Annotated in this window: 6 protein-coding genes and 1 pseudogene; 1 reads left to right on the top strand and 6 read right to left on the bottom strand. The window is 43.8% G+C overall.

Annotation, left to right across the window (positions count from 1 at the left end; translation table 11 throughout):
* Positions 1-302: 302 nt before the first annotated feature.
* From ACM0OZ_RS04665 to ACM0OZ_RS04690, 6 genes and pseudogenes are all read right to left on the bottom strand, one after another.
* Positions 303-428, bottom strand: coding sequence for a helix-turn-helix domain-containing protein (locus ACM0OZ_RS04665; protein WP_414581655.1), 126 nt, complete (start codon positions 426-428; stop codon positions 303-305).
* A 136-nt stretch (positions 429-564) separates the two neighbouring features.
* Entirely contained in the window at positions 565-4,719 is a 4,155-nt protein-coding gene (locus tag ACM0OZ_RS04670; RefSeq protein ID WP_414581656.1) for a non-ribosomal peptide synthetase, read from the bottom strand.
* A gap of 130 nt (positions 4,720-4,849) precedes the next feature.
* Positions 4,850-10,762: pseudogene (locus tag ACM0OZ_RS04675) on the bottom strand (amino acid adenylation domain-containing protein); the annotation flags it as partial.
* Between the two features lie 194 nt (positions 10,763-10,956).
* Positions 10,957-11,664, bottom strand: coding sequence for a DUF6875 domain-containing protein (locus ACM0OZ_RS04680; RefSeq protein ID WP_414581657.1), 708 nt, complete (start codon positions 11,662-11,664; stop codon positions 10,957-10,959).
* A gap of 1,225 nt (positions 11,665-12,889) precedes the next feature.
* Positions 12,890-13,993: an RNA-guided endonuclease InsQ/TnpB family protein gene (locus ACM0OZ_RS04685; protein WP_414581658.1), complete on the bottom strand. Its 1,104-nt coding sequence runs from the start codon at positions 13,991-13,993 to the stop codon at positions 12,890-12,892.
* A 13-nt stretch (positions 13,994-14,006) separates the two neighbouring features.
* Positions 14,007-14,666, bottom strand: coding sequence for an IS607 family transposase (locus ACM0OZ_RS04690; RefSeq protein ID WP_414581659.1), 660 nt, complete (start codon positions 14,664-14,666; stop codon positions 14,007-14,009).
* Between the two features lie 511 nt (positions 14,667-15,177).
* On the opposite strand from ACM0OZ_RS04690, the gene glgP reads away from it, so the two are divergent.
* A complete protein-coding gene (gene glgP, locus ACM0OZ_RS04695) occupies positions 15,178-17,391 on the top strand; it encodes an alpha-glucan family phosphorylase (RefSeq protein ID WP_414581660.1) in 2,214 nt (737 codons plus the stop codon).
* Positions 17,392-17,486: the final 95 nt, after the last annotated feature.

Consider the following 17,486-nt stretch of genomic DNA (forward strand, 5'->3'; position numbering starts at 1 on the left):
TAAAAGTTGTCGGGGATCTTGTTTCTCACGAATGATTTAGGATTGCTATATGATGTTCTTAGAGCTCCAGCCTTGCTAATTTTTCATGAAATGAAAAATTGTCAAAGATATAAATATCTTTGACATAGTGAATTACCCACACTTATCTTCCTTGTAACTGTGGGCTTCCGGCTTGATTGACAGATGCCCCTTTCCCTTGCAAAATTAATGAGTAACAGTCTTGCTTTAGCGAAGGATTCTCAACTTTTAGTTGAGGCAAAAAAGCTTTCTATACACTGATTTTTAACGACTTTCCTGTTTGTTTATAGTGTTGAATGCAAGCATTTAAGGCATAATTCCAGTACCTGGAGCGCACAACCAAACGACTTAGCTAGGGCTCTTTCTTGTTCAGTTGTTGGGTATAGCCTGATCTTAATTGCTTTCAACACTTTTAATCACGTCCTTATGGAAAAATTATCGCGTTCCTCCCACCCCCTAGCCCGCAAAGTTAATAGGGAAGGGGCTACGGTAAAAGCCTCTCCCCTTGCAACGTGAGTTCGATCAATTTAATTTGACCATTACCAATTACAAATTACGCTGCGCCTTTTCCAAGCAATCGTTCAATTTCTCTGCTAGTACCTGTACATTGGGTTCCTCGAACAGTGTAAAGTGAGAACCGGGAATGTAATGAACATCTATTCCTCCAGTGACTAGCTTATCCCAACCCAGGAGGGGCTCGGATTTAACGCCAACAGCATGGTCTTGTGAATCATCGCTGTTCTCGTCAACCCGTAAAAGAGTGATTTGCTCTGAGTAAGGTTGGTAAGTATATTCGCTCCAAGCCAGCATATTAGCGTCTATAATATCCCAGTGCTTGTCATCCTGAGGTAGAGGCTCCTTTATTCCTAAAAAATGCATATATTTTGCTTGGAGATGGTAGTTGCCCCACTTAGTCCAGCCTATAAGCTTTTTCCTCAGGTAGGAAGGACCTCGTTGTAACAAATTATTTATGTGCATGAAAATTCGCGAAATGAATGGCAATCGTGTGGCAGCACCTGGAATACCGCTATCAAACATAGCTAGAAGAGCCACTTTCTGACCTTGCCTGTTAAGTTGATGAGCTATTTCGTATGCAATGATACCTCCCATCGAGTACCCACCGAGAAAATAAGGACCATTGGGTTGAATGGTCTGAATTTCTTTAATGTAGAGCGCTGCCATTTCTTCAATTCGGGTTAAGGGAAGCTGTTTTCCATCTAATCCTTGTGGTTGTAGCCCATAAAGTGGTTGCTCCTGTCCTAAATGCAGTGACAAATTGCGGTAACACAGAGTTTCTCCACCAAGCGGGTGGATACAGAACAAAGGCGGCTTGGAACCCTTGGTTTGAATTGGAACCAGGCATGACCAACTAGCTTCTGATGTGTGCTCATGTGCCCCTGTCAAAACTTGATTATCAAGTGCTTTTTCTTTTGGAGAAAGCAATTGGGCAAGGGCTTCCACAGTAGCTGATTGGAAGAGGGTAGCCAGGGGAAGTTTTTTGGCGAATTTCTTCTCGATTTGGGCGAATAACTTGACTGCAAGCAAAGAATGTCCGCCGAGATCAAAGAAGTTGTCCCTGACGCCAATGGGTTGGATGCCCAAAATTTCTGCCCAAATTTGGGTTAGCTGATGTTCTGTATCATTACGGGGGGCAACATAACTTGCTTCTTTTTCTAGTTTTGTGATGTCAGGCGCTGGTAGAGAGCGGCGATTTACTTTGCCACTAGGAGTCAGGGGCAGCACATCCAACAATACAAAAGCCGAAGGAACCATGTACTCTGGTAGCTTTTCCTTGAGGAAATGACGTAATTCACCTGTTGTAGGTACTGAGTCTTGATTCGGCACAACATAGGCTACCAAGCGTTTATCACCGGGAACGTCTTGACGGACAATAACGACAGCTTGGTGTACAGCTGGGTGTTGGCTCAGAACAGCTTCTAGCTCTCCCAATTCAATACGAAATCCTCGTATTTTTACTTGATTGTCGCAACGTCCAAGGTACTCAATATTACCATTTTTCAAGTAACGAGCCAAGTCCCCTGTTTTGTACATATATGCCTTTTCTTTCTGGCTGAAGGGGTCGCGGATAAATTTTTCCGCAGTCAACTCCGGACGATTGAGATAACCTCGCGCTAGCGCAACACCACCGATATACAGTTCTCCAGGTACACCAATAGGTACTGGTTGTAGATTTGAGTCGAGAATATAGATAGAAGTGTTGGCAATGGGGCGACCAATCGGTGGTAGAGCAGCCCAACTCTGTACAGAATCAGCCAAGGTAAAGGCGGTGACTACATGGCTTTCTGATGGTCCATAATGATTGTGTAAAGTACAACCAGGTAACTTGCTGAACAAGTTAGTTAGGGCAGGTGTAATCTGCAACTGTTCGCCTGCGGTAATGATTTCTTGCAAATCGATTGGTACTGATTCTGAACCAACAGCAACTTCAGCAAGCTGCTGTAAAGCAACAAACGGTAGGAATAGTCTGTTTATTGCTTTATAGTTGAGAAAATCTAATAAAGCCGTTGCATCGCGTCGCAAGTCGTCTGTGATTAATATCAATGTTCCACCGGAACACCAGGTAGAAAATATTTCTTGGAACGAGACATCAAAGCTGATGGGAGAAAATTGCACAGTTCTTGCCCCAGTAGAAACTGTGCTATTTTCAAGTTGCCACGAGATGAGATTGGAAAGGGGAAGTTGTTTCATTGCTACCCCCTTGGGCATCCCTGTAGAACCTGAGGTATAAATGACGTAAGCTAGGTTTTCTGCCTGAACCCCATTGACCAAATTCTCTTCGCTTGCCTGAGCAATAGCATGCCAGTGTGTATCTAAGCAAACTACGTGCGCGTCATGTTCGGGTAACACGGTGACTAAATTCTCGCAGGTTAACAGCACCGCTACCTGTGAATCTGACAGCATGAAACTGAGTCGCTCTTGAGGATACGCTGGATCTAAAGGTACATAAGCCCCGCCTGCTTTGAGAATTCCCAACACTCCTACGACCATTTCTAAGGAACGTTGCACACAGATACCAACCGACACATCTGGTCCCACTCCAAAATCCCTTAGATAGTGCGCCAACTGGTTTGCACGATTATTCAACTCCCGGTAGGTTAATTGCTGGTTTTCAAACACCACTGCTACTGCATCCGGGGTCAGGTTTACCTGTTGTTCAAACAACTCATGGATGCATTTGTGCGGATAGTCTGTTTGGGTATTGTTCCACTCAAACAGTAACTGGTGCTGTTGATCTGCTGTAAGCAGTGGCAATTTGCTAATGTGCTGTTGTGGGTTAGCAACAATTCCCTCAAGTAATGTCTGGAAATGTCCACTCATCTGGCTTATAGTCGAAGCATCAAACAGATCAGTGTTGTATTCCCATATTTCCTCTAGTCCCTGTTCCGTCTCCACAATAAACAACGTCAGATCAAATTTCGATGTTAATGTATCTATATATGTGGAAGTAATGGTCAGTCCTGACAACTCAAATGTTTGCTGAGGTGTATTTTGAAAAGCAAACATGACTTGGAACAAGGGATTGTAACTCAAGGAGCGCTCTGGTTGCAGTTCTTCAACCAGCTTTTCAAACGGCAAATCTTGGTTAACGTATGCGGACATTGCCATCGCTCGTACTCTTTGCAACAGTTCCCGGAAGCTGGGGTTGCCAGACATATCGGTGCGAAGCACTAAGGTATTGACAAAAAATCCAATTAACCTTTCTATTTCTGGGTGATTTCGCCCTGCGATCGGAGACCCAACTAGAATATCTTCTTGTCCACTATAACGGTGTAGTAGGATCTGGAATGCCGCCAAAAACGTCATGAACAAGGTTACACCTTCTTGGCGTGACAATGTTGACAGCGCTTGATACAAAGTCTGGGGTAGTACAACGAAGTGCTTTGCACCTCGGTAAGTTTGTACTGGTGGTCGTTGTTTATCTGTGGGCAATTCCAGTACCGGACTTGCACCCGCCAACTGGTGTTTCCAGTAGTTGAGTTGGTTTTCAAGCACCTCACCTGAGAGCCATTGGCGTTGCCATACTGCATAGTCAGCATATTGAATCGGCAGTTTTGGCAATGGATTGGGCAAACCGTCCTTGAAGGCTTGATACAGAGTTGTCAACTGCTCAAATAAAATACTTCTTGACCAGGCGTCAGAGGCGATGTGGTGCATGACTAACACTAGGATATGCTCTTGCGGCTCTAGCTGCAGCAAGCAAGCACGAAACATTAAATCTGATGTTAAATCGAAAGGTCGTTGCGACTCATTTTGTAACAGATGTTGTACTTGAGTGGAACGTTCGGTGAGCGGGCAATCCTTCAGGTCAATCACCTTAAGTTCCACAGACCTAGGCTCACCAATGATCTGTATTGGGTCACCATCTTGTGCAATAAAGTTGGTTCGTAATACCTCGTGATCAGCAACAATCGCATCTAATGACTGTTGCAAGACATTCACATTCAGGTCGCCTTGTAACCTTAAAACCTCTGCAATATGATATAATGGGCTGTTGGGCTCTAGTTGCTCCAAAAACCACAGTCGCTGTTGTGCAAACGATAAAACAACAGTTGATTCATGAGTTCTTTTTGGAATCGTCTGGTGTTTTTTGACGTCAGTAGTTTTGTTCTTAAGTTTTAACTCTAGTAACGCTCTTTTGGCTGGTGAAAGAGCGGCAATTTTTTGGCTGATATTATCCATACTTATTAATCCTTGTTTAAATTGCAGATACAGATGAAACCAAACTTTTTGATACAAATTGATACAAATCTGATTGGCTGAGGGGTGTTGGGAATGGTGAGGAATTTTTCCCTACCTCCCCTACACCCTGTTAGTCAGGTTGCTGCATAAGTTGCGCTAAAAGGCTTTCCGCTTGCTCATCCGATAGCTCTTCCAACTCATTTAACAGGCGACTGATTTCGTCATCCTCTGTCTTATCCGCCTGGATCTGAACAATTGCTTCAGCTAAACCTGCGATCGTTGGTGTCTCAAAAAGCAACTGCAACGGAATTTCTAAACCTAAAGTTTGGCGTACCCGAGAAATCATTTGCGTTGCTAGCAGTGAATGTCCTCCTAATTCAAAGAAGTTATCGTAGATGCCTACTTGCTCCAAACCCAAAACTTGCGTCCAAGTAGCGACTAATACCTCTTCGGTGGGGGTACGAGGTGCCACAAAGCTGTTGACACCGCTCAAATCTGCTGTATCCGGTATAGGTAAAGCCCGCCGGTCTACTTTGCCATTGGGGTTTAATGGTATCACATCCAAGAAAACGAAGGCTTTTGGCACCATGTACTCGGGTAGCTTACCCTGCAAAAAGCCACGTAATTCACTTGAAGTTGGGGCAACTTGTTCTGGATGTACCACCACATATGCCACAAGGCGCTTGTCACCAGGAACATCCTCTGTGACGATGACTAAATTCTGTTCTACTGCAGGATGCTGACTTAAGGTGGCTTCAATTTCTCCCAACTCAATACGGAAGCCACGAATCTTGACTTGGTGGTCTATACGACCGAGGAACTCTATGTTCCCGTCGCTTAAGTAACGCGCCAAGTCCCCAGTTTTATAAAGACGTGCGCCCGGTACGCTACTAAAGGGGTTGCGAATAAACTTTTCTGCAGTCAGTTCCGGACGGTTGAGATAGCCTCGCGCCAAACCGACACCGCCAATGTGCAGTTCACCCGATTGACCAACAGGTACAGGCTGTAAATTTTCATCCAATATATAAACTTGTACATTGGCAGTCGGGCGACCAATTGGAGCAATGGTGTAATTCGTCCCGGGCTGGCAAGTCCAGGAAGTTACATCGATGCAACCTTCTGTTGGACCATAGCAATTGAGCAAAACATTGTGCAAATTTAAACGCTCAACAAAGCGATCGATGAATTCGACTCCTAAACCTTCACCGCCACTGGTGACGTGCCGCAAGCGAGTACAATTCTCAATTCCCTTTTCCTCAAGTAAAACGCGGATAATCGATGGTACTAACCCAGCTATAGTAATTTGCTGTTCGGTAATCACCTTCACCAGGTAGCTAGGATCTTGATGTCCGCCAGGACGAGCCAAAATCAGCTGTCCACCAAACGACAACGTCCAGAATATCTGCCAGACTGAGGGGTCGAAATTCAAAGAAAAGGTCTGTAAGACTTTATCTTGTTCAGTTAATTGAAACGTTGCTTGCCGCCAGTACAGGTGATTGGAAACTCCACGGTGAGCAATCATGACACCCTTAGGTTTACCTGTAGAACCAGAGGTGTAGATGATGTAAACTAAATTATCAATTGTTACCTCAGACACAGGGTTCTCTTCGCTGTGCTGGGCAATGAGTTCCCACTCAGAATCCAAACAAATGACTTGCGCTTTATGAGTTGGTAAGCTGTTGACCAATTTCTCTTGGGTGAGCAACACTGGTGTCTGGGTGTCCTCCAGCATGAACTCTAAGCGCTCTTGTGGATACTCTGGGTCGAGAGGCACATAAGCACCACCTGCCTTGAGAATTCCCAGTAGTCCTACCACCATCTCTAGGGAACGCTCGATATAAATCCCAACAAGTACATCCGGTCCTACGCCCAGAGTTTGTAGATAGCGTGCCAATTGATTGGCGCGGTTATTCAACTGTTGGTAAGTAAGTTGCTTGTCCTCAAAAACCACCGCCACAGCATCAGGCGTCTTTTCCACCTGCTGCTCAAACAACTTATGAATACACTGCTGTTGATAGTCTGCCTGGGTATTGTTCCACTCAACAAGTAACTGCTGTCGTTCATTTGGAGTGAGCAGTGGCAATTGGGTAACGTGCTGTTGTGGGTCACTTACAATTGCTTCGAGCAATGTCTGGAAATGCTGGCTCATCCGCTCGATAGTGCTGCCATCAAACAAGTCAGTGTTGTATTCCCATAACCCGCGTAGTCCCTGTTGTGTTTCCTCAATTGATAAAGTGATATCAAATTGGGATGCCAAGTGATCCACGTCTACGGCAGTGATGCTCAGTTCTGGCAACTCTAATGTTTGCTTGGGAACATTCTGCAGAACAAACATCACTTGGAACAGAGGGTGGTAACTCAATGAACGCTCTGGTTGCAGTTCTTCCACCAGCTTTTCAAACGGCAAGTCTTGGTGAGCATAGGCGGACATTGCCGTTGAGCGCACCCTTTGCAACAGTTCCCTAAAGTTGGGGTTGCCAGACATATCGGTGCGCAAAACCAGGGTATTGACAAAAAATCCAATTAACGCTTCTATTTCCTCACGATTTCGCCCGGCAATCGGAGACCCGACTAAAATATCTTCTTGTCTGCTGTAACGATACAGCAAGGTCTGGAACGCCGCTAACAATGTCATGAACAAGGTCACACCTTCTTGCCGTGACAATCCATGCAGTGCTTGCGATAAACTCTGGGGTAATACAAAAAATTGCCTGGCACCTCGGTAAGACTGGACTGGTGGTCGTGGTCTATCTGTGGGTAGTTCCAGGACTGGGGTTGCACCCGTCAACTCCTGTTTCCAATAGTTGAGTTGCTTTTGCAGCACTTCACCAGAAAGCCATTCGCGTTGCCAAACTGCAAAGTCAGCATACTGAATCGGTAACTCTGGTAATGGCTTAGATAAGCCGTCCTTGAACGCTTGATAAAGCGTTGTCAATTCCTCATATAAAATGCTCATCGACCAACCATCGGTGGCGATGTGGTGCATGACCAACAGCAAGATATTCTCTTGTGGCGATTGCCGCTTGCGGCACTGGGCTTTGCCCAATCGCTGTATCAAACACGCACGCACCATCAAGTCTGATGTTAAATTGAAGGGGCGCAGGGCTTCATTTTGTAGCAGTTTTTGTACAACATCGGTGTCTTCAGTTAGCGACTCATCACTTAGGTTGATCACCTTCAGTTCCACTGACCGAGGAGCGCCGATAATCTGCACAGGATTGCCATCTTCAGCAATATACGTGGTCCGCAGGATTTCGTGGTGAGCAACAATTGCATCTAATGACTGTTGCAATGCATCTATGTTGAGGTCCCCTTGCAACTGCATTGCCTCAACAATGTTATATGCTGCACTGTCTGGTTCCAACTGTGCTAAAAACCACAGTTGCTGCTGCACATACGATAAGGGGGCTGATTGTCGATTGGCAACTCGGGTAATAGTCTGGTGTTCCTCTATACCCTGGTTTTGATTTTGGGTAATGGCAGTTGCTAAATCGGCGATCGTTGGTGTTTCAAACAGTAGCTGTATCGGAATTTCTACACCTAAGGCTTGGCGTATCCGAGAAATCACTTGCGTTGCCAGCAGCGAATGTCCGCCCAATTCAAAAAAGTTATCGTGGATGCCTACGCGTTCCAGACCCAATACTTGCGCCCAAATAGCGGCTAAAACCTCTTCCGTAGAATTACGAGGTGCAACAAAGTTGTTGTCACTAATGAAATCGGATGTATCTGGTGCTCTTAATGCACGACGGTCAGCTTTACCATTCGAGTTTAATGGCATCACATCCAACAAGACAAACGCTGCTGGCACCATGTACTCGGGTAACTTATCTTGCAAAAAGCCGCGCAGTTCACTCAGTTTAGGAGGGGCTTGATCCGGGTCTACCACTATATATGCCACCAGCCGCTTGTCGCCAGGAACATCCTCTCTTGCCATGACTAAAGTTTGCTGCACTGCTAGATATGTACCCAGTGTGGCTTCAATTTCTCCCAATTCAATGCGGAACCCCCGAATTTTTACCTGATGGTCAATGCGTCCAAGGTACTCAATGTTGCCATCTGGTAAATAACGGGCTAAGTCCCCAGTCTTGTACAAACGTGCCCCTTCTTCTTCACTAAAGGGGTTGGAGATGAATTTTTCCTGTGTCAACTCTGGGCGATTGAGATAGCCTCGCGCTAGTCCGACACCTCCAATGTGCAGTTCGCCTGCCACACCCACTGGTACTGGTTGCAGATCAGCGTCAAGCAGATAAATTTGTGTGTTTGCAATTGCCCGACCAATAGGTACAGTTTTCAGCTGACTTTGTCTTTGGCATTGCCAAAATGTGACATCAACTGCTGCTTCTGTAGGACCGTAGAGGTTATGCAGTTCGCACCCCAAACGCTGGAAGAATTTTTCTTGCAGATCGAGATTGAGAGCTTCACCGCTACAGATAACTCTCCGTAAGCTGTGGCATTGTTCTAAATTGCTTGTTTCCAGGAACACTTGCAACATCGAGGGAACAAAATGCAAGGTAGTAATCTGCTTTTGAGCGATCAGATTAACTAAGTAATGACTATCTCGATGTCCACCTGGCTTGGCGATCACTAGACAAGCGCCAGTTAACAAAGTCCAGAAAAACTCCCAAACGGAAACATCGAAACTAAACGGAGTTTTTTGCAACACCCTGTCTGCGGGTGTCAACTGGTATGCTTGTTGCATCCACAGCAAACGATTGCAAATTCCCAGGTGGGTGTTCATTGCACCCTTTGGTTTTCCTGTAGAACCAGAAGTATAAATCACATATGCCAGGTTCTCCAGTTGCACACTTGTGGCTGGATTCGTTGTTTGTTCCTCAGAAATTCTTTCCCACTGAGCATCCAAACAAATAACCCGCGCCTCATGCTTGGGTAGTCCAGCAACTAGTTTTTCTTGAGTTAACAGCACTGGCACTTGGGAATCTGCCAGCATATAAGCTAAACGCTCATGGGGATACTCTGGGTCAATCGGTACGTAAGCTCCCCCGGCTTTGAGAATTCCCAAAAGCCCCACAACCATTTCCAGGGAGCGTTCCATACAGATGCCAACAAGTACATCCGGTCCTACACCTAAAGTTCTTAGATAGTGTGCCAATTGATTAGCACGACTATTCAATTCCCTATATGTGAGCTGTTGGTCTACAAACACCACCGCGACATCATCCGGTGCTTGCTCCACCTGCTGCTCAAATAACTTATGAATACACTGCTGTTGATACTCTACTTGAGTATTGTTCCACTCAACAAGTAACTGGTGTCGTTCATCTGGGGTAAGCAGTGGCAATTGGCAGATATGCTGTTCTGGATTCGCCACAATACCCTCCAGCAATGTCTGGAAGTTCCCATTCATCCGGGTAATTGTGGCATCATCAAACAAATCAGCGTTGTATTCCCACTCTCCTTTGAATCCTTGTTCTGTCTCTTCCATTGACAAGGTCAAATCTAACTTGGATGTCACCTTATCTAATTCAGAGGGTGTGATGGTTAATCCGGATAAATCCAATGTTTGTTTGGGCTGATTCTGCAAAACAAACATCACCTGGAACAAACGGTGATAACTGAGCTGCTCTGGTTGCAGTTCTTCCACCAGCTTCTCAAACGGCAAATCTTGGTGAGCTTTGGCTTGCAAAACAACTGAGCGAACTTTTTGCAACAGTTCCTGAAAACTGGGGTTACCCGATATATCAGTGCGTAGCACAAGGGTATTCGCTTTCAGCTCATTTAGCCTTTCATTCTCCACCACTATCGGAGAACCCACCAGAATGTCTTGTTGTCCACTGTAGCGGTGCAGTAGGGTTTTGAATGCCGCTAACAATGTCATGAACAGTGTCACATCCTGTTGCTGTGACAATGTATCCAACGCTGCAGATAAACTCTGCGGTAGTACGAAAGATTGCTTTGCACTTTGGTAAGTTGGCACTGGTAGCCGTGGTTTATCCGTAGGCAGTTCCAGTACTGGTGTTGCATTTGCCAACTGCTGTTTCCAATACTTGAGTTGCTTTTCTAACTGAATATTTGATTGAAGGTGTAAACTTTTATTTGTTAAGCGCATAGATACCTTGTCAAGAAAACCACTTTGTTAATCAATCGCCTCAGTTACCAACTTTCATCTCTTGGATACTAGTGATGCAAATTTACAGAGGTAATTTTACTCTTCTAAGTTCAGTTGGTGAATCAGTAATTTCTCTAGTGAAGCAATTTTGCTTATGAATGAGCAACTTCTCAATGTACTAAATTTTCTTCTTGCAAGTTTTCTTCTTGCAGTTCCTTGTATGCTAACTCCAGCACTTCCTGAGCAATCTTTATCTTGTTCTGATCTTTAATTTTCTGCTCAAATTGTTGTGTATAAGCAGATTCAAGATTGTGTAAATAAGCTTCGACATACTTAATACGTAAGCGTGGATCTTGATCCTGAAGAAACAGAATATCTGATTCACCCATGTAGCGAATCACAAACATGGGAACGGGGCTTTGAAATGGACGGAAGTTTGGGTTGTGTGCACCTGGAACTTGATTATGCTTGTGAAATTCCCCTATCATCAATCCTGATTCAACAAAGAAACGCTTAATTTTTTGGTGGGTTCCATCAATGATTTTAGGAGCATCCTCCAGAGAGATATCAGGAACAATGATTAATAATGTTTTTCTCAGCCCAGCAGCTCCCTTGTGTGGCTCTAGATTAAGGAAGACATCTCGGTACCCTAAAACAGTTTCTGCAATTTGATCCATATCCAAATTTTTGGCACGCAGAACTGCTAACCACATCTTATTTGACCTAATTGAGTGAGGTACAAAAGGGCAAACAGGACCGTTTCTACCTAAATCAGGGTGAGCTTTGCCTACAAAGTTTTGAACCCACTGCATTGTTTCAATTAAGGAAGGAAGGTCTTGTTGGAGTTGCTCAAGATCAATCGGTGTATAAAGTTGCATGGTTAGTAGAGTGATAAGGGATAATGATGAAGTTTTTTTCAGGATTCATCTAAAGTTATGCACAATGAAGCTAATCATTCCTAGAACATCAATTCAGTAGAGAGCACCCAGTAAATTTTTGAAAACAGCACGTCAAAACTCGCATTTTCTCATTACCACTCCGATTACTGAATCGATGTTCTAGGCACAGAGAAACTGCGTTTATTTCTGATAGGATAGTTTCTCGTAAGATCCTGTCTATCCAAAATACAGAAAACAACACTGCAACAACAATTCTTGATTTGATACACTTCTACCAAATATCAGCGCGTGAGGCTGACTGGTATTACAGCAGCAATATTGGCCAGTCGTCAGAAGTCAGAAGTAAAATTTGCTCTATATCTAGTTTCTAGACATCATAACTGTACTTGACTTACTTACAATCTGCTGTAATTTCCTAGATGTAGTAGGTATTTTCAGAAAAATAATCAAAGGTCTTCCTTTAAATATTTTTACTGAAACAATGATGATTTTTTTACTCCACCCTAAGACTGAACTTTACTACCCACATAACTATTATTAGTATTCTGCTCAACAAAATTATAAAGGTGGGGTTTAAATACTTATTTAAATTGTGAATTTTCAATATAGGAACCAAATCATTAGGGTTGCCAAAAATAGGCATTGTTATACCTCTTCATATCTTTTGAATCAAAAAACTATTTATTTATTTAGGTCATTTTAGTAGATATAAATGTGACCAATAAGTATTTTTGTATTTAGATATGATGAAGTATGGTAAAGATTTCATTATGAAAACATTATCATAATTTTTTTTAAATTTTAGCAAATATCAGTAAAATTACTGACAATAATAAAATCTATAAAAAAAATAATAAATATAATTTTATACTAAAAAATAGTATGGAACAGTTACTATTGCTTACCTCTGCCTGCAAGTTTAGAAAGGGGGGCTCCCGCAGGGTAGCAAGTGCCGTCCCGTTGTAAACGCTCAGCGCGTAGATGCGTATCCTTCACGGGACGCTTTGCCCTCAGCGGCTTCTCGTTTGTCGTTATGCGTTCCGTTGGCGCAGCCTCTCCGATAGGAGAAGGAAAGGGTAGACAGCGCTTACTACAAACTGCTTCTAACTCTCAATCACTGTTATGTGGAAGACCTGCTATTCAAACCTTAGACAACATATGTCAATCGGGTTTAATTGACACTTCAACCGGAGCATGGGAGCGGTTATCCGTCAGTGTCCAGGCACGGCTTAGCCTTCCGCGCATAGTTTTCAAGATTTAGAGCCGCGTTGAAATCTCGATCTAACGCCAAGCCACATTGATCACAGGAATATATCCGCTCCGATAGGTTCATCGGTTTTTTGTGCCCACAGCAAGAACATAGTTGAGTTGATGGAAACCATCTATCAACGAGCACAACATCTGAACCATATCTTAATGCTTTATATTCAATCTGCCTTCTGAACTCGTAGAAATTAGAATCAGCAACGGCACCAGCCAGCTTGCGATTTGACATCATTCCAGACGCATTTAAATCCTCAATCCCAATCACTGCGTGGTTTTTGCATATGTAAGTGGTTGCTTTATGAGTCGCATCTTTCCTGACATTCGACACTCGCTTATGTGCCTTGGCAATTCTTAATTTTTGTCTGTTTCTCCTGTGAGAATCTTTTTTCTTACGTTCGAGTTGACGCTGTAATCTTTTTAGTTTATTTTGCGCTTTTTTCAAAGCTTTTGGATTAGCAAATACCGCTCCTGTTGAAAGAATTGCTAATTCTTTTATTCCTAAATCGACCCCCACATAATCAATTTCTTTTTGAGTTATATCTTGTTCTATTTCATAGGAACAAGATATATACCAATCAAGGGCATATCTAGAAATTGTGAAGGATTTTACGGTTGTATGTGGAAGTCCTTCATAGGTTGAAACCCATCCTATTGTTGGAAGCTTAATTTTTGTTCCACCAATAGGTATTGGTTTCCCCCCAGCATTAATTGTAAAGCTATCCCCCTTACCTTTTTTCTTAAAGGTTGGGTACTTTGACCGACCCTCGAAAAAGTTCTTAAAAGCTTTTCCTAGATTTTCAAAGGCGAATTCTGTTACTTTCTGACAGACTCCTTTTTCTTTTATCCAAGGTAAAACAGGCTTAACTTCATTGTTAAAGAATTTCTTGAGTAGGAGATGATTTGGTTTCAACCCATCCTTGTACAGAGATTCCCACGTCGCCAAGCCCCAATTGTAGGTAAACCTAGCAATACCAGCACTTTTCGCCATCAGGATTCTTTGTTCCTTTGACAGTTTTAACTTCGTCTTTACGGATGTCAGCAACCGAATAACTTCCTTAGCATTGAATTTCTTTTCCTTGTGATTCTAAGACATTTTGTGGAGGGTTGTCTAGAGTTGCCACAAGTTTTTCTTTAATTTCCTTAGAATAATTGCGAAGACCATAGAGACGGCAGGAGAAGCAGTGAATAATCGCCATTAAATCTTCGACTAATTCTTGTTGTGGAGAGAGAGATTCAAGGTTCGCAACAATAATTTCACAATCTGAAGAATCAGCAAGCTGTTCAATAAAGTCAAAAGCAAACCGACATAACCTATCCTTGTGAGCGACGACAAGAGTTGAAATTTCACCTTTGAGGATAGACATGACTAAAGCTATGAATTTTTTTCTCTTAAAATTTAAACTCCCACCAATTTCAGTGATAGTTTCAGTTACAGCTATTCCTTTTGCTAAGCAGAAATTCTCCATAGCCAAAACCTGATTTTTTAGTTCAGGTTTTTGATTATTTGAAGACACACGACAATAAATAATTGTTTTTCTGTCTGATTCTAATGGTTTTAAGCCAAGAGCAATTCGATAATCGTCATCTGTGTAATATCTGTAATTTGACAATGTTCGTTTCGCAGGCAGTCTTCCTGATTTATCCCATCGTTGCAAAGTCCTGACAGTAATTCCTAATTTTTTGGCAAACTCGTGAGGCTTGTACATAGCAGTCATCTTGATAGTTGACTATTATTGTACATACTTGTGTACAGTTACTCCTACTAAGGACGAACTCTCTCCTACAACAAGAGAGGCTTTGATTTTTCCCCCCCTTCCCTACTAGGCAACTCGGGGTTCCCACAGGGAGTAGAGATTAGGGTCAGGGGGGTAGGGGGTTAGGTTTCTCGTGGATCTTTCCACATGGCGTGAAAAGTCAGGGTCAAAATTGGCTAATTATCGCTCCAATTGTGGTGGATGCAGAGAAATTATTCATAAAATCTTACAAGACAAAAACTAAATTAAAACAATGTCAATTAATTTGATGTAGAAAAGCTGTCAAAATCGGCAAAAAAGAAGGATGATTTGGAATAAGTCTGGAAAAAATAAAAACCGTCGAAAAACTGCTCCACCTATAAGAGGATAATTCCCAGACGCAGAAGAAAGCGCAAAAACCGAAAAGGAGCAATTGTTTTGCAAGCAGATTTTGACGGTAAAAGAGAAAAACTAACCGAGAACGTAAAATATTATGAACATCAGCAGTGCAAACACCGCAGCTTTGGCGCTGCGTGAGAAATTACCTTTTCCACTCAAGCGGTTAGCAGATTTGGCTTATAACTATTGGTGGAGTTGGACGAGCGATCGCATTACGCTGTTCCAAACCATTGATCCCCAGGCATGGGAACGCTGCGGGCACAATCCAGTAGAAATCTTAAACTCAGCGACACACGAACGCCTCACACAGCTTGCAGAAGACCCCTTTTACCTCAAGCAGATCGGGGCGTTGGTGCGTGAGTTTGACGAATATATCACCACAAAAGACACTTGGGTGAGTCGCGTAGCACCGCAAATTACCCAAGAACACCCGATTGCTTACTTTTGCGCCGAATTTGGTATTCATGAATCTCTGCCTGTGTATTCTGGCGGTTTGGGCATTCTCGCAGGGGATCACCTGAAATCAGCATCCGATTTGGGAGTCCCAATGGTCGGTGTGGGCTTGCTGTATCGCCAAGGTTACTTTAGGCAGCGGTTGAACCGCAACGGTTGGCAAGAAGATTATTATGTTGACAACGCGTTCCCCCAGATGCCTTTGGAGTTAATCAAAAATGAGCAAGGGGAACCAATCACGATAGAAGTAGAAGTTCGCCAACGATTGGTGAAAGTGCAGATTTGGCGAGTACAAGTAGGGCGCGTCAGTCTGTATTTATTGGATAGTGATCGCCACGACAACGATCCCATCGACCGCTGGCTGACTGGACACCTTTACGGCGGTAACCAAGAAACTCGCATTGCCCAAGAAGTCGTCTTAGGAATTGGCGGAGTCAAAGCCTTGACTGCCTTGGGAATTCAACCTTCTGTCCATCACCTTAACGAAGGTCACGCGGCATTCTGTACCCTAGAAATTGCCAGGGAAGAAATTGAGCGCACTGGCAGATCCTTCTACGACATTGAAGCCAGTGTACGAAATCGTTGCGTGTTCACCACCCACACACCCGTTCCCGCAGGGCACGATGTCTTCTCGCCTGATTTGATAGACTCCTTCTTTGCCCATTACTGGACTCAGTTACGCCTATCCCGCGAGCAATTCCTTGCCTTGGGCGCACGGCGACTGGGCGATCCTTGGGAACCCTTTGGCATGACAGTTTTGGCACTGCGGATGTGTCGTGCTGCCAATGGCGTGAGTGAATTGCACGGTCAGGTTTCTCGCAAAATGTGGACGATTCTTTATCCAGAACGTTCTGAAGACAAAGTCCCTATCGGTTATATTACCAATGGTGTGCATGCGCCCACTTGGACTGCTCCCTTGTTAGCAGAGTTGTACGCTCAATACTTAGGCGCAGACTGGAAAACTCGTGTCATTGATCCCAAGACGTGGGAGAAAATTGACGAAATTCCAAATGAGGAACTGTGGTGGCGGCACCTAGTCCTCAAAGAGCGACTCATTGCTCACACCCGCTATAAAATTAAGAAAGCACGGGAACAGCGCGGTGAAGAATACGAAAAAATTCAGGCAACAGAAACACTGCTTGATCCCAACGTGTTAACTATTGGATTTGCCCGACGCTTCAGCCCATACAAGCGGGGTCATCTGCTTTTACGCGACGCCGAACGGGCGCTAAGAATTTTTGGTAATGCCCAACGTCCCGTACAAATTATCTTTGCAGGTAAAGCTCACCCAGCCGATGAAGAAGGCAAACGGATTATTCAACGCTTGATGGAGTGGTGTCAACATTCAGCAATTCAGCATCGAGTTGCATTCATTGAAGACTACGATATTTACGTTGGTCAAAAACTCGTGCAGGGCGTTGATGTTTGGTTAAACAATCCCCGTCGCCCCTTGGAGGCATCTGGGACAAGTGGGCAAAAAGTCTGCTTTAATGGTGGCATCAATTGCAGCGTCCTAGATGGCTGGTGGTGCGAAGGATACAAAACAGATGCCAATGGTCAAGGGATAAATGGTTGGGCAATTGGTGAGGATGCTCACACCAGCGATCAGGATTTACAAGATAGGATAGATTCGGAATCACTTTATAAGCTCTTGGAAGAGCAAATAGTGCCTTTGTACTATGACCAGGATGCTAACGGCACTCCTCACCGCTGGGTGCAGATGATGAAGGCATCAATCAAGACGAATGCACCGCTGTTCAACACAGATAGGATGATTGCTGACTACGTGTCGCAGGTTTACGTTCCAGAAATCGCCACTCGTGTTGGACCGATTTTAGCGAAGGTTCTGGTTTAAAGAATTTTAAGTTTTCTGGTTCAGCATCCGGGCAGGTTATTAACCTGCCCTTTTCTTATGTTATGAGCAGTAGAATATGGTAGTAGAAACAAATC

The sequence above is a fragment of the Scytonema sp. PCC 10023 genome (assembly GCF_963920835.1).
GTDB lineage: Bacteria > Cyanobacteriota > Cyanobacteriia > Cyanobacteriales > Nostocaceae > Kalymmatonema.